The organism is Gluconobacter wancherniae NBRC 103581 (assembly GCF_007988885.1).
GTDB lineage: Bacteria > Pseudomonadota > Alphaproteobacteria > Acetobacterales > Acetobacteraceae > Gluconobacter > Gluconobacter wancherniae.
Genome location: NZ_BJUZ01000003.1, coordinates 188,029 through 202,301, shown reverse-complemented (window position 1 = coordinate 202,301; position 14,273 = coordinate 188,029). Strand labels below are relative to the sequence as shown.

General features: G+C 56.3%; 11 protein-coding genes. 4 read left to right on the top strand and 7 right to left on the bottom strand.

Features of this window, described 5'->3' with window-relative positions; genetic code table 11:
- Positions 1-271: 271 nt before the first annotated feature.
- From GWA01_RS11675 to GWA01_RS11665, 3 genes are read right to left on the bottom strand one after another with little or no spacing between them, the layout of a single operon-like run.
- Positions 272-1,507, bottom strand: coding sequence for an NAD(P)/FAD-dependent oxidoreductase (locus GWA01_RS11675; protein ID WP_146798219.1), 1,236 nt, complete (start codon positions 1,505-1,507; stop codon positions 272-274).
- A 32-nt stretch (positions 1,508-1,539) separates the two neighbouring features.
- Positions 1,540-2,493 carry a nucleoside hydrolase gene (locus tag GWA01_RS11670; RefSeq protein ID WP_146798217.1) on the bottom strand — a complete coding sequence of 318 codons (954 nt, stop codon included), beginning with the start codon at positions 2,491-2,493 and terminating at the stop codon, positions 1,540-1,542.
- On the bottom strand, positions 2,490-2,738 hold the full coding sequence (locus GWA01_RS11665) for a DUF3297 family protein (RefSeq protein ID WP_146798215.1): 249 nt from the start codon (positions 2,736-2,738) through the stop codon (positions 2,490-2,492). Before GWA01_RS11665 ends, GWA01_RS11670 begins: the two co-directional genes overlap by 4 nt.
- 137 nt (positions 2,739-2,875) lie before the next feature.
- On the opposite strand from GWA01_RS11665, the gene GWA01_RS11660 reads away from it, so the two are divergent.
- The 4 genes from GWA01_RS11660 to GWA01_RS11645 all read left to right on the top strand — a co-directional run bounded on the left by GWA01_RS11660 (position 2,876) and on the right by GWA01_RS11645 (position 10,377).
- Positions 2,876-4,069 carry an alpha/beta hydrolase gene (locus GWA01_RS11660; RefSeq protein WP_146798213.1) on the top strand — a complete coding sequence of 398 codons (1,194 nt, stop codon included), beginning with the start codon at positions 2,876-2,878 and terminating at the stop codon, positions 4,067-4,069.
- 166 nt (positions 4,070-4,235) lie between these two features.
- Positions 4,236-5,039: an SDR family NAD(P)-dependent oxidoreductase gene (locus GWA01_RS11655; RefSeq protein ID WP_146798211.1), complete on the top strand. Its 804-nt coding sequence runs from the start codon at positions 4,236-4,238 to the stop codon at positions 5,037-5,039.
- Positions 5,040-5,119: 80 nt separating this feature from the next.
- Positions 5,120-8,425, top strand: coding sequence for an efflux RND transporter permease subunit (locus GWA01_RS11650; protein WP_146798209.1), 3,306 nt, complete (start codon positions 5,120-5,122; stop codon positions 8,423-8,425).
- 29 nt (positions 8,426-8,454) lie between these two features.
- Positions 8,455-10,377, top strand: coding sequence for a S9 family peptidase (locus GWA01_RS11645; RefSeq protein WP_186819561.1), 1,923 nt, complete (start codon positions 8,455-8,457; stop codon positions 10,375-10,377).
- Positions 10,378-10,482: 105 nt separating this feature from the next.
- Here GWA01_RS11645 and flgA read toward each other — a convergent pair whose 3' ends face one another.
- The 4 genes from flgA to GWA01_RS11625 form a co-directional block, all read right to left on the bottom strand.
- Positions 10,483-11,469: a flagellar basal body P-ring formation chaperone FlgA gene (gene flgA / locus GWA01_RS11640; RefSeq protein WP_146798205.1), complete on the bottom strand. Its 987-nt coding sequence runs from the start codon at positions 11,467-11,469 to the stop codon at positions 10,483-10,485.
- A gap of 2 nt (positions 11,470-11,471) precedes the next feature.
- Positions 11,472-12,260 carry a flagellar basal-body rod protein FlgG gene (gene flgG, locus GWA01_RS11635; RefSeq protein ID WP_146798203.1) on the bottom strand — a complete coding sequence of 263 codons (789 nt, stop codon included), beginning with the start codon at positions 12,258-12,260 and terminating at the stop codon, positions 11,472-11,474.
- A gap of 20 nt (positions 12,261-12,280) precedes the next feature.
- A complete protein-coding gene (gene flgF / locus GWA01_RS11630; protein WP_146798201.1) occupies positions 12,281-13,021 on the bottom strand; it encodes a flagellar basal-body rod protein FlgF in 741 nt (246 codons plus the stop codon).
- A 76-nt stretch (positions 13,022-13,097) separates the two neighbouring features.
- A complete protein-coding gene (locus GWA01_RS11625) occupies positions 13,098-14,273 on the bottom strand; it encodes a GNAT family N-acetyltransferase (RefSeq protein WP_146798199.1) in 1,176 nt (391 codons plus the stop codon).

The following is a 14,273-nucleotide window of genomic DNA, read 5'->3' as shown; positions in this document are numbered from 1 at the left end:
GGAAGCGCTTTCTAGCCAAGGGTCGCCATTTCTGTCAACGGCTTTTTCTCAGAAACTTCATATTTTTTGCGAAAGCCCGAAAAAACCGCTATTTTCCGTCAAAAATTCTTATGTTTCTTCTCATAATCTTTGTCAGGAGCTTCGATAATTCCCCCGCCCGCCACGCAAAATGACAATTTTCTCCCCATCGCCTCACGATACATACAAAAAGCCGGCCCAGAATTTTATCCGGGGCCGGCTTTTTACTCTGCTACAACCTTGATCCAGGCCCTTAAGCTGTTTCGATCGTTTTATGCTTTACTTTCACATCGTGCCCTTTGAGCATGCCGTGCCAATAGAGACGCGGAAACACTTCCGTCTTCAGCATCCAGGCAAAGCGGCTGGGCTTGCGCTGATCGTATGGAAAACTTGGCGCAACCTTGCCCCCATAGAGGAACTCGGCAAGCACGACCTTCCCATAAGACACCGTTAGAGGGCATGCGCCATAACCGTCATAAACGGCAGTCTGTGGACGACCATCCAAAGACGCCAGAAGGTTTGCCACCACAACAGGGGCCTGCTCACGCACTGCGGCTGCAGTTTTCGCGTTGCTTGTACCAGCAACGTCTCCCAGACCAAACACAGTCTCGTATTTGACGTGCCGCAAGCTTGACGGGTCCACATCAATCCAGCCCCCAGCATTCGCAAGCGGGCTTTTCTTGATGAAATCCGGTGCACTCTGCGGAGGAACGACATGGATCATATCGAACTTGCGCACCACCATTTCATCGGTGCCAACTTTCTGGAAGGTGGCTTCTTTCTTTTCCCCGTCGATCTTGATCAGATTCTCTTTCTTGTGGAGATCCACCCCATAGAAATCGATCTGTTTCTGCAACGCGAGCACATAATAGGGCACGCCAAACAATGCGTCCCCAGCCATGCAGAATTCAACCTTCGTCCGGTGAAGAGACCCTTCGCGGCGCCAGTGATCAGAAGAAAGATACACCGCCTTCTGTGGCGCACCTGCACATTTGATCGGCATTGGAGGCTGTGTGAAAATAGCCGTCCCACCGTCCAGATGACGAACACATTCCCACGTGTAGGGCGCGTGCTCCCGCGAATAATTGGACGTTACACCATTTTTACCCAGAGATTCTTTTAATCCCTCGATCTTGTCCCAGTCGAGCTGGATACCCGGGCAAACAACCAGACGGCGATATTCAACAACGCGGCCACTCTCAAGGGTGACACTGCTGGCATCAGGATCAATGGCCACCGCACTGTCGCGGATCCACGTGACATTCTTGGGGATCAGACCGCCTTCCTGCTTCAGCGTCTGTGCCTGGGTCATGACCCCGGCGCCGACCAGTGTCCAACCCGGCTGATAAGCATGGGTCGTGGAAGGCTCAATAATAGCCACAGAAAGATTCTGTCGTTGATGCTTCAGCAATGCTGCAACGGTAATCCCGGCAGCTCCACCACCTATAATAACAACAGAGAAGCGATCCTGATGGGTCGGGTCTGCCATGTTCGATGCTCCTGAAATCCGCGACGCAATACTCAGGCCAGCAAAGCCAGCCTCTCCGTCAGAAGAGAATAAAAGCCGTCTGAATCGACGTCATGAAGCCACAACGCGTTAGGCGGCCGATCGGTTACCTTCCAAAGGTCCACAACACTCTGCCCGAGGCAAAGGGGCGCTTCCACCTCTACTTCAACATTGCACTCCCGTCCTGTGAACAGGTCTGGCCGCAAAAGCCAGCCAATCGTGCACGGATCGTGAAGCGCGCCGCCGTCCCAGCCGTATTTGATACGCTCGAAACGGTCCTCAGCTCCGAGCATCCGCACGACCATGTCCGCAGCAGGTGTGCCAATCTTAGAAATCGGCTCCAGACGGGCAGCCGTTGCCAGAACCCGATGCGTCACATCCAGTGGAATGAGCGTAACCGGCACACCTGCCGCCAGCACAGCCTTCGCAGCATCAGGATCAACGTAGAAATTGAATTCAGCAGTAGGCGTGATGTTCCCGCCCTCACGCTGCGCTCCACCCATTGCAACGATCCGGGCAATACGTGGCGCAATGTCTGGCGCGTGCGCCAGAGCCGTGGCGATATTCGTCATCGGACCAAGGCAGACGATGGTGATCTCACCAGCCGCTTCCGAACGCAGCAGATCCACAAGGTGCGTTGCCGCATCAAGTCCCTGTTCCCTCAAACGAGGCACAGGAAGATCCGCGCCGTCCATTCCCGTCGCGCCATGCACGTGCTCAGCACTGATGGGCGGCCGGCGAAGAGGACGCGCAGCTCCGGCGAAAACCGGAATATCCGTACGACCCGCAAGTTCCAGCAGGGCACAGGCATTCCGTGTCGTCAAAGCAAGCGGCACATTCCCTGCCACAGTCGTGATGGCTTCAACCCGAAGTTCAGGAGAAGCCAGCGCCAGAAGAATGGCAACCGCGTCGTCCTGCCCCGGGTCGGTATCAATCACGATCCGACGGGGGTGTGCCTGCGTGCTCATGCTTCAGCGTCGTCCTTGAACCAAACTTCAACCGGGCCAAGAGCCTTCAGAGTCATCGGCCGACCACGACGGTCCATGGACTTGCCAACAGACAGACGCACCCAGCCTTCGCTGATGCAATATTCTTCAACAGTCGTACGCTCTTCACCCTTGAAGCGGACGCCAATACCGCGGGCCAGAGCCTGCTCGTTGAAATAGGGGCTGTCCGGGCTGGCGCAGAGGCGGTCGGGCGGTGTGTCGCTCATGGAAAGTATCCTTTTCTCGTTTCCCGTTCCTCTCTAGCGCCGCAGCCCTCAGGCTCCAACCCATCGCGCTCAACATGGCTCCCACAGAACCGGCACCCCTGCTATGAAAGTCCCACTTCCCCCGGAGACATCCCGTCATGACGCGCACTCGAGTGTTCCGCTCTTTCACTTTCAAGGCCACATTCCTGAGCCTTTCCCTGCTGGCCCCCATGCTCTCGGGCTGCACTCCGCGCGATGACGGCGACTCCTACTCCTTGTCAGAGCAGGTCGCAGCGGGCCAGACCATCCGCCTTGACCCAGTACCGACCCATGAGCGTGCATCCGTCTACCGCCTCACCTACCGCAGTACGGACGCTCGAAACGCAAACCAGCTTGTCCGCGTATCGGCGCAGGTTCTGGTTCCCAATGGCACACCTCCGGCAGGAGGGTGGCCCGTCCTCGCATGGGCACACGGCGCCAGCGGCATCGGCCTGACCTGCGCACCCTCCGTCATGGGAATAGGCACCGTACAGGCCCGCTTCTACGATGGCTGGCTACAGCAGGGGTTTGCGATCGTCGCGACCGACTATCCCGGCCTCGGTGAGCCCGGCGCCCCCCTGTTTCTCAATGCACGCTCCGAAGGCATGAGCATTCTGGACGCCATACGCGCCGCCCACAGCCGCCTTCCTGATCTTTCCCAGAACGTCGTTCTGGCGGGGCACTCACAGGGCGGGCAGGCCGTGATCGCTGCAGCGGGACTGGCACCAACCTACACACCGGACATCCATATTCTGGGTACAATCGCTGCAGCCCCACACGAACTGGATGCGGAAGGCGCACATACGTTGCTCAACCCTCGCAACCCACGCCAGTTCTCGCCTTCCGTGCCCCTGCTGCTCATGCTGGGGGCTTCATATTCTGAAGCAAACCCCTCATTCGATCCGGCCCGCGTCTTCACACCTCGCGCGCTCCATCTCATTCACGAAGCAAAAACAACCTGCATTCCAGACTTCTTTGCTCTGGCTCACCGTTCCGGCCTGACCATCGCAAACATGCTCCAGCCCGATGCGGAAACAGCTCTTGCGCCAGCACTTGAATGGGCACGCTATCCAAGCCTGAAACTCTCAACCCCTGTATTCATCGGAACGGGCACACAGGACGTCCATGCTCTGCCCTCAGAGCAAAAACGCCTTGTCGCCGATCTCTGTGCAAGCGGCACTTCCGTGACGCAGCACATTTATCCGGGCGTCAATCATAACGACACCCTCTCCGCCAGCAGGTCAGACAGCCACGCATTCGCACGCCAGCTTCTGAACGGCGAAGAGCCACGAGCCTCCTGCCCGGCACACTAAAAATGCGTCTGGGCTAATTTTCACAAACCATGAACAGCGAAAATTAACCCAGACACACCCCCACGCATAATAATGGCAGCAGGATTTCAAAAACCCGTACTTCCCGAATATTCCTGTTTTCTTGAAGTCATTTGTTTCTGCTGTTTGCGTCCTGTACGCTGGTGCCATGAACATTTTCATCACCGGCGCGGCCTCTGGAATTGGGCAGGCTCTCGCCTTCCGTATTTCCCGTCCCGGCATTACCCTCCATCTGTGTGACATCAACACTGAAGCACTCGAGCTGACAGCCCAGGAAAGCCGCACACGGGGCGCCCGTGTAACATGCCACCCGATAGACGTCCGCAACCGCGAAAGCATGGAAGACTGGCTAATGGACCAGAACATTCCACGTATGGACATGCTCTTCGCCTGCGCAGGCATCACAGGAGGACGCCCCCCCGCAGATCTGGACGGAATATCCATCGAGCGTGAAGAACGCGTCCGCGAGATGTTCGACATCAATCTCAACGGCGCGCTCAATACGCTGTTGCCCGCCATCCGCCGAATGCGAACCCAGTCACCCGATAGCCGTGGAATGCGCGGCCGCATTACCGTGATGGCGTCTGTCGCAGGGTTCGTCGCATACCCCGGAACACCGTCCTACTCTGCCTCGAAATCTGCATTGGACCGGTTTGCCGTGTCCGCAGCCCCAGCCCTCGCGCAAGCTGGCATCAGCCTGACAAGCGTATGCTGCGGATTCGTGGACAGCCCGATGGTCGCCCGCAACCGCTTCCCAATGCCCGGGCTGGTCAGCCCCGCCGACGCAGCACAGCGAATCCTGCGCGGAACATTGCGTGGAGACCGGCGCGTCATCTTTCCACGATGGCTTGTTTTCGGCTCAAGGCTCGTAGATCTGCTCCCGCCACGCCTTATGGAACTCTATTATTGCCGCCAACCGTCTGCACAGCCCGCTGGAATGCCAGATTTCTGACCCTTTTCACCGAAGAAAACTGACATTTCGTGTCCTAACGGTAATGACCCAAATGAGGAAATTGGCGATACAGTAACAGTATGAATTTCTGCCGCCTGTTCATTGATCGCCCGGTCGCGACAACCCTGATGTCCATCGCCATCTTCGTGGCCGGGGTCGTCTGCTATCCGCTCCTGCCAGTCGCAACCATGCCGGACATGGCAACGACATCCATCATGGTCCAGGTCTCGCAGCCCGGCGCCGATCCCCAGCAGATGTCCACCTCTGTCACGACACCGCTGGAGCGCAGGCTGGCATCCATAGCGGATCTTCAGGATATCGAATCCGATAGCAGCAGCGGATCAGCCTCGATATTTCTGGATTTCTCATCCTCCAGAAATATCGACGGCGCACTGCGCGACGTACAGGCCGCATTGAGGGCATCCAGAAGCGACCTGCCAAAAGGCACACTGGACTCAGATCCAGCCGCCTTCAAACTCGATGGCAGCGGCTTCCCGGTCTACCTTCTCAGCGTCACGTCAGACCAACTCACATATGCAGAACTCTACGACGTCGCGAGCATCCGCGTCCGGCCTCTGCTCGCACAAGTCAAGGGCGTGGGCCGCGTCGAGGTCGTGGGCTCCTCCACACCTGCTGTCCGCGTAGAGCTCAACCCGTATCCCCTTTATAAATGGGGCATAGGCTTCGAAGACGTCCGCACGGCACTCGCTTCTGCCAACGCCTTCACGCCCAAAGGCTATATCGACAGTCACGGCCAGCGTATGTCGCTTTCCACCAACGATCAGGCCGTAAACGCAGAGCAGTATCGCAACCTGATCGTCGGGTATCGCAACAACTTCTACCCCGTCAGACTGAGCGACATCGCAACCGTATCAGACAGCGTTCAGGATATTTTTCAGGCCAGCTACATCGACGGCCACCGCGCAGTCACACTCATCGTCACCGGACAGCCTCACGCCAACACCGTGGCCATCGTGGACGGAATCAACGCAAATTTCGAACACCTTAAAGCCGCCATCCCCGCCAACGTAAATCTGCGTGTAGGCCTCGATACGTCCATGAGCATTCGCGCGGCCCTTCTGGACGCAAAGATGACCCTGGTCATCTCGGTAGTGCTGGTCGTCCTCGTAATCCTGCTGTTTTTCCGCCGCCTCAAAACAACCCTGATCCCGGCAGTCACTGTCCCCATCGCGCTCTCGGGCACGCTTGCAGCAATGGCTGCCTTCCACTTTACACTCGACATTCTCTCCCTGATGTCTCTTACCATCGCCGTTGGCTTCGTCGTCGATGATGCCATTGTGGTTTTGGAAAACATCGCACGCCATATCGAAGAGGGGCGCTCACGATACGAAGCCAGCCTGATCGGTGCATCTGAAATCGGCTTCACCGTCGTCTCGATCACCGCTTCGCTGATCGCGGTTTTCATTCCGCTCCTTTTCCTGCCCGGCACAGCAGGCTCGATCATGTTCGAATTCTGCATGACCATGATCTCCGCCATCGTGATTTCGATGTGGCTGTCCCTAACCCTCACGCCCATGATGTGCGCCCGCCTTCTCGAAGTGGATCACGGCGAAACCGAAGGGCGACACCCCGTCACGGCATGGATCGTCCACATCACAGAAAGCGTTCTGGACCGTACGATCAGCCTCTACGGCAAATCCATGAAATGGTGCCTGCGCCATCCCATCCTGATGGGCCTAAGTCTGCCCTTAAGCTTTGCGATCCTCGTGGGCTCGATCATTCTGATGCCCAAGGAATTCGTGCCAGAACAGGATATCTCCCTGCTTCAGGGCAGCGTCCGCGGCGATGCGACCATGTCCTTCGACGATCTGGACCGCAGACTCCGAAAAATTAGCACAATCGTTGAAAAAGACCCGGACGTCACATCCACCACCATCTTCACCAACGACAAGAATTCGGGTCAGCTCTTCATTCACCTGAAAGAAAAAGACCAGCGCCAAAACGCCTCTTTCGTCCTTGCCCGAATTCGCAAAAACGTACCCATCGAACCCGGCGCTGACATCTCGTTCTGGTCCGTTGGCGGCAATCGCCAGGGCGGAAATTCGCAACGCAGCACAGGCAGCTTCCGATATGTCCTGCGCAGTGAAAACGTCGCAGACCTTTACAGCTACATGCCAAAACTCCTGGCCGCACTCCGGGCCACCGGAAAGCTGGTCAACGTCTCGTCTTCGGTCGAACAGCAATCCATGGCTGAAAATGTCATCGTGGACCGCGATACCGAAGCACGATACGGCGTCACACCACAGCTGATCCAGAACGTCCTCTACGATTCATACGGTCAGGCCATCGTCTCCACCATTCACCTGCCAACAACCGACCATCGCGTCGTCATGGTCGTTGCCCCAAAATATCGCCAAAATCCTGAACTGATTCACCAGATCTGGATTTCAACATCCGCTGGAACCGCAGCAGGGGCCGCAGCATCAAACCTGATCCGCGTTGGAAGTAGCGCCGCAAGCGGCTCCCCCGCAGCTATCGCTGCCGCCTCAATCCGCAACGCCCTCGCAAACCAGATATCCGGAACCAACTCCAGTGGCGCAGCCGTCTCATCTGCAATCGAGACAATGATCCCACTTGATAACGTGGCAACCGTAGTCGCACGCCAGCAACCGCTCGATATCACTCATAGGGACGGCTATTTTTCCTCAGCCATCTCGTTCGACGTCGCTCCCGGCATCACATACGATATCGCGAAAACCGTCATCCAGAACACGATGGCCCAAACTCATCCGCCAGCTAGCGTCATGAGTGAATTCACCGGCACCGCTGGCGATACCGCAAAAGTCATGAAAAATGGCCTCCTCGCCTTCGTCGCAGCAGTTGCGGTCATGTATATCGTGCTGGGCGTTCTCTACGAGAGCCTGATCCATCCCATCACCATCCTCTCAACGCTTCCATCAGCCGGTATTGGAGCCGTGCTCGGACTTTGGATCGCAGGGGAATCCTTCAGTCTGGTGGCTATGATCGGCATCATTCTCCTGACAGGCATCGTCAAGAAAAACGCCATTCTCGTCATTGATTTTGCCATTCAGGCAGAACGCGAACAGGGAATGTCTCCCAAAGACGCAATTTTCCTGGCCTCGATTACCCGGTTTCGCCCGATCCTCATGACCTCTCTCGCCGCAGCACTCGGCGCCGTGCCTCTGATTATCGGCAATGGCTACGGCTGCGAAATGCGGCGCCCCCTTGGCGTATCCGTCATTGGTGGCATGGTCGTCAGCCAGCTTCTGACACTCTACACCACTCCGATCGTGTATCTGTGGATGGACTCCATCGGAAAATGGACACGCAAGATCCTGCGGCGTCTGGTTTCGATTTTTCATCGACGCCACCCCCATACTGCCCCGTCTTCAGAACAAGCCTGAAAACAAGAAACGGACAATCTGAGCACAATATGAAAAGAAGTTTTCGCCTCGCCCTTCTCGCAGGACTGCTCCCGTTTGCAGCCCATGCCGCACCGCTCCAGCTTCGCAGCAACCTGCTCATCTCACCTGATGGCAGCCGACTGTTCTCGTTGGACCACGCCGAAGGCGCTCCCGGCCAGACCGTCATCCCGACGCCAACAATCCGCAAACTTCCATCCGGCGCAGTAACTGCCATCACCCTGTGCAACGGATGCAGCGCAACGTCCTTCGCCTGGAGCCGGGACGGGCAGAAGCTTGCATATGTCCTAAAAAATCCCAGCGAGAAAACACGCTCAATCTGGACCGTAGACGCCGACGGGCACAACCCCGTTCATCTGCTCTCTTTTGACGGCACTCTGCAAAGTCTCGCATGGGGCCCTGAAAACCGCCTCGCCGTGCTTGCAACAGCAGGAGCCCACAAGGAGCCAGGCGCACTTCAGGCTGGCGCTGCACCCTCAGGCGAAATCGGCACCAACGAAGACGAACAGCGCATCGCCACAATCGAAAACGGCAGCGTCAAATGGCAGTCTCCTGCAGACCTGTACGTCTACGAATATGACTGGCGCCCGGACGGCAGCGGCTTTGTCGGAACTGCGGCACCCGGGAATGGTGACGATCACTGGTGGATCGCCCGTCTCTACAGCTTTGCAGACGGAAAATCCTCCCTGCTCTACACACCTCCGCAGGAACAGCAGCTCGGCCTTCCGCATGTTTCACCCGATGGCAAAACCGTTGCATTTATTGGCGGTCTGATGAGTGATTTCTCCTTCTTCGGAGGAGACGCATACGCAATTGACCTCACAAAGCAGGGCGCCCACGCCATCAATCTGACACCCGGGCTGCATGCAACGGTTACGGATATTTCCTGGGACTGCGCAAAGGGCCTCACAGCCGCAGGGCTTCAAGGCGCACAGAGCATCGTCTGGTCGCTCAAGTCAGGCGTAAAGGAAATCTGGCGAGGAGACGATCTGATTTCAAACGGCCGTGGAGAGCCAAGCCTCGCCTGCGCCGCCGGAAAATCAGCCATACTGCGTCAAACCTTTACTCAGGCACCGGAAATCTGGGCAGGCGAGATCGGAAAATGGTCTCAGATCACCCACGACAACACCGCACAGCCCGCCCGAGCCAAAGCGCGCAGCGTCACCTGGAAAAGTGACGGATATAGCGTTCAGGGCTGGCTACTCGAACCCCTGTCCCGCAAAGCCGGCGTTGAACGTAACGGTCACGTTCCCATGGTGGTCAACATCCATGGTGGCCCTTCAAGCGCAGTCGTCGCGCGCTATCTGTCCGGGAACAGCCATAACATGGCGTTGCTTGATGCAGGCTATGACATTTTCCTGCCCAATCCCCGTGGAAGTTACGGTCAGGGTGAAGCCTTCACATCCGCCAACCGGCGTGATTTTGGCCACGGCGATCTACGTGACGTCCAGCGCGGCATAGACGCCGTGGAGAAAATCGCTCCCGTAGATGATGCCCGCCTCGGCCTCACAGGCTATTCCTATGGCGGCTACATGACCATGTGGACCGTCACTCAGACAAACCGCTTCCACGCAGCAGTTGCAGGCGGCGGGATTTCTGACTGGCTTTCCTATTACGGGGAAAATGGGATCGACACATGGTTGCTGCCGTTCTTCGGGCACTCCGTGTACGACGACCCGGAAATTTATGCCCGCTCCTCGCCGATGACATACATCAAGCAGGTCCATACCCCGACCTTCATCTACGTTGGCTCCGCTGACGAAGAATGCCCAATGCCGCAAAGCCAGGAATTTTTTCACGCGCTGCGGACATTCAACGTGCCGTCATCGTTGGTCATTTATCCGGGCCAGGGCCACGCGTTACACGATCCTGCAGCAGACGCAGATTCCAACCAGCGCACAGTTGCATGGTTTGATCGTTACCTGAATCCATAATACTTTATAGATTAAAACGGGTTAGTAATGAATTTATTGCTGACCCGTTTCCATGCTTCAGTTTACAATCGCTCAGCACATGTAGATACCCTCCATCAGGGGATCTCAAAGCATCGGCATGTTTTGCATATTGGAATTCCGCTTCTGATTTTCAGCCGAAACAGGCGCAATTCCAGGGATAATTTCCACCTGTGTCCTGTCGATGACACGCCCGATCAAAACCATCCGCGTCGCAGGGTTAAAGACATGAACCGTGTCCCCCTTACCCCCGGCCTCCATCGCCGCCCCCGAGACAGTCAGATGCAAACCAGCCGTTGAGAAAGACACCACGATCGGCGACCCACGATGCACAAGCTGCGGATGATCAAGCTGGGACGCCGCAACAACCTGACCGGGCTGCGCTGCAGATCTTGCTTCCAGCCCCACTGCATCATCGAGATCATGAACCGCATCATCCGGTACCAACCCTGAGCGGACCATCGTGCTGGAAAAATCCTCAGGTAACAACAACTGGCCCGCTTTTATTACGTGCTTGAAAACAAGCGCCTGCACTTCGCTTGTGACAGATCCATTGACCAGAACAGTCTGAGCGCTTCCAGTCTTGAACGGAATTTCAAAACGCGCGCTAAAATGTCCCGTGCCCTTGGCGGGCCTTTCCAACTGCACCAGCACAGGCACAGCTTGATCCTCCTCCGGAATGGCAACCGGCTTGAAACCATCAAATGTAATTGTCGAATGACTTTCTTCAGGGAGATCCAAACCTTTACGGATCAAGGGGAACAGATCTGCTTCGCCAATCATTCTGGCCGCACGCGTCAATGTTATAGAGACGATGGGCGAGGCTTCAGGCCAGTCCACCCCAAACTGCGCAGCAATTGCCGTTAATTGCGGACCACCGACAACGTAATTTGCACCCAGCGCCGGCGCGTCCCCAATTTCCGTATCTTGCCCCGGACCAAGGCCCGAAAAAAGGTCGGACAGACGAACACGCGCACCTTCGACCTTTACGTTCGTCCGCAAAGAGGCAGCCGACGCTGCACCTGTAAATGCCAGGCAGCCAAGCAACGCAATCGCACACCCGGCCGCCCGCATGATCAGCGTCCCAGATTGGTGAGCGTCTGCATCATTTCATCAGCAGAGGTGATGACCTTGCTGTTCATTTCATAAGCACGCTGCGCAGTGATGAGATCTGTAATTTCGGTCACGACATTGACGTTCGAATTTTCAACATACCCCTGCATCGTGCTGCCGTAGCCAGTCGTATTTGGCGTGCCTATCATGGCATCGCCAGAGGCCTGCGTCTGGGTGAAAAGATTCTGACCCATTGCAGCCAGACCGTTCTCATTGGTGAAAATCGCAAGCTGAAGCTGCCCAACGATCTGGGATGTATTCTGGCCCGCAATGGTCACACTAACCTGGCCAGACTGATCCACCGAAACACTTTGCGCATTGTTCGGGATCGTTATGGTCGGGCTGATCTGATATCCGTCAGCAGTGACAAGAGACCCGTCGTTCGCCATGGAAAAAGTTCCATCACGCGTATAGGCAAGCTGCCCGGACGGCAGCTGCACCTGAAAATAGCCCCGGCCCTGAACAGCAAAGTCCAATGTATTGCTGGTCTGCTCCAGAGTGCCTTGCTCATTGATGCGATAGATCGCCGCTGTTTTGACACCCAGACCAATCTGCGCACCTGCCGGAACGATTGTTCCGGTATCAGAAGATGCCGTACCAACACGACGCATGTTCTGATAAATCAGATCCTGAAATTCAGCTCGTGAACGCTTATAGCCCGTCGTACTCATGTTCGCGATATTGTTGGAAATGGTTTCGACGTTGTTCTGCTGGGCCTGCATGCCCGTCCCAGCAATATCGAGTGCGCGCATGATGAGTTATCCTTGCATCGTCAGGCTGATACCTGAACGATTTTGTCGATGGCATTCTGCTGGCGTTGTCCTTCGCTTTCGACGAACTGCGCCATGAACTGAAAATTTCTCTGGATATCCAGCATCTTCGTAACTTCAGTCATCATCTGCACATTACTGCCTTCAATCGAACCCTGAGTAATATTCGGGCGTTGGACGAGAGCTGTAGGCTGATCCGAACGAAGAAGTTTCCCACCCTCCGCCTGAAGGCGGTTCTGATCACGTGCCGTCACGATCCCGATCTGACCAACATCCCCAGTCTCGGTCGAGACACTCCCATCAGAGGCGATGCTGATCCGATGGTCGGTAGCGGGTAGAACCAATGGCTGTCCTGTGCGGTCCAGCAGGGGATTCCCGCTTTCATCAACAACAGCTCCGTCGGGCTCCTCCTCAAAACGGCCTGACCGCGTCAGTCTCACACCGTTTGCGGTCCGCACCTGAAAATAGCCCTCACCACCAAGAGCCAGATCCAGAGGATTTCCTGTCTGCTGAAGATCGCCCTGCTGAAAATCGCGATATGTAGCGCGGTCCTGCGTATAGGCCTCGTCTTTTCCACCAGCGGGAACCTTGTCTCCATGCTGATGATTGAGAAAGTCACTGAAAAGCACGCTTTCGCGCTTGTAGCCCGTCGTGGATGCGTTCGCGATATTATCTGCCGTCACGGCCATGGCGCGTTGCTGCGCGTCCATGCGCGATAGCGCGATATAGGTACTGTTTTCCACGTCTCCGGCTCCAATGTCCCGATACAGAGCCGAGATTACCTACGCAAACCTTTCTCAATCGTTAAGTCGGGCCATTTCAGGACGAATCGTCTTTTTTGTAGGGTGAAAATTCCATCAACCCGGACAGCTCATCCGCAACTTCAGAGCGCTCAAGATCCAGAAAATTCGCAATCGCACGCTTGAGGCCCGGATCAAGAATGGCATGTGCGGAATTCGTCCGGACAGGAAGGTATCCGCGCTGGATTTTGTGCTCCCCCTGCGCACCCGCCTCTACCCGCGAAAGGCCATGACGAATGGCAAATTCGATCGCCTGATAATAACAGAGCTCAAAATGTAAAAAGGGCCAGTCTCCCTCACAGCCCCAGTTACGACCGAACAGCGCGTCTGTACCCATGAGGTTGAGCGCACCCGCCACAGCTTTCCCGTCATTTTCCGCCAGCATCAGAACAACACTGTCCCCCAGCCGTTCAGACAACATCGGAAAGAACGCCTCGGTCAAATAAGCGCTGCCCCACTTACGATCAATCGTTGATAGATAGAAACGATAAAATGCTTTCCAGTCCTCTGCCGTAATGTCGGCTCCACGCCGCGTCACATATGTCAGTCCGCAAGAATGTGCGTCCCGGCGCTCCTTGCGAATTGCTTTCCGCTTGCGTGAAGACAGAGCTCCGAGAAAATCATCAAACGACCCATAACCCTGATTGTGCCAGTGATACTGGACACCATGTCTCGGCAAATATCCGGCTGCTTCAAACGCTACTTGCGAAAAAGCATCACAGAACGTCGCATGTACGGAAGACAGACCAAGCTGACCCGCGGCCTGAATTAACGCTGCAGCGAGGGATTTCCCCACGCGCTCCGGATCGGCCAGGTCGGGCCTCAGCAACAGTCTCGGTCCGGGAACAGGCGAAAACGGAACAGCACACTGGAATTTGGGATAATAGCGCCCACCAGCTTCCTCATACGCCCGAACCCAGGAGTGATCGAAAACATACTCGCCGTAAGAGTGTGCTTTTCCATAAAGCGGCGCGAGCGCCACAATCAAACCGTCTGGATCACGCAGGGCCGCGTGCCTTACCAGCCATCCAGTGCGATCCGCCACAGACCCACTATCTTCCAGTGCAGACAGAAATCCGAAGGAGACGAACGGGTTGTCGTCTCCCGCGCATGCATCCCACGCATCCGCCCCGATCTCATGAATCGAAGCGTGAAGCGTCAGGGTCCAGTCAGGGGGTGCGGTTTGCGTATCCAT

What these genes read in the sequence shown, in the direction of transcription:
- GWA01_RS11675 (WP_146798219.1), bottom strand. Translation starts at nt 1,507, where the DNA reads ATGGCAGACCCGACCCATCAGGATCGCTTCTCTGTTGTTATTATAGGT.
- GWA01_RS11670 (WP_146798217.1), bottom strand. Translation starts at nt 2,493, where the DNA reads ATGAGCACGCAGGCACACCCCCGTCGGATCGTGATTGATACCGACCCG.
- GWA01_RS11665 (WP_146798215.1), bottom strand. Translation starts at nt 2,738, where the DNA reads ATGAGCGACACACCGCCCGACCGCCTCTGCGCCAGCCCGGACAGCCCC.
- GWA01_RS11660 (WP_146798213.1), top strand. Translation starts at nt 2,876, where the DNA reads ATGACGCGCACTCGAGTGTTCCGCTCTTTCACTTTCAAGGCCACATTC.
- GWA01_RS11655 (WP_146798211.1), top strand. Translation starts at nt 4,236, where the DNA reads ATGAACATTTTCATCACCGGCGCGGCCTCTGGAATTGGGCAGGCTCTC.
- GWA01_RS11650 (WP_146798209.1), top strand. Translation starts at nt 5,120, where the DNA reads ATGAATTTCTGCCGCCTGTTCATTGATCGCCCGGTCGCGACAACCCTG.
- GWA01_RS11645 (WP_186819561.1), top strand. Translation starts at nt 8,455, where the DNA reads ATGAAAAGAAGTTTTCGCCTCGCCCTTCTCGCAGGACTGCTCCCGTTT.
- flgA (WP_146798205.1), bottom strand. Translation starts at nt 11,469, where the DNA reads ATGCGGGCGGCCGGGTGTGCGATTGCGTTGCTTGGCTGCCTGGCATTT.
- flgG (WP_146798203.1), bottom strand. Translation starts at nt 12,260, where the DNA reads ATGCGCGCACTCGATATTGCTGGGACGGGCATGCAGGCCCAGCAGAAC.
- GWA01_RS11625 (WP_146798199.1), bottom strand. Translation starts at nt 14,273, where the DNA reads ATGGATACGCAAACCGCACCCCCTGACTGGACCCTGACGCTTCACGCT.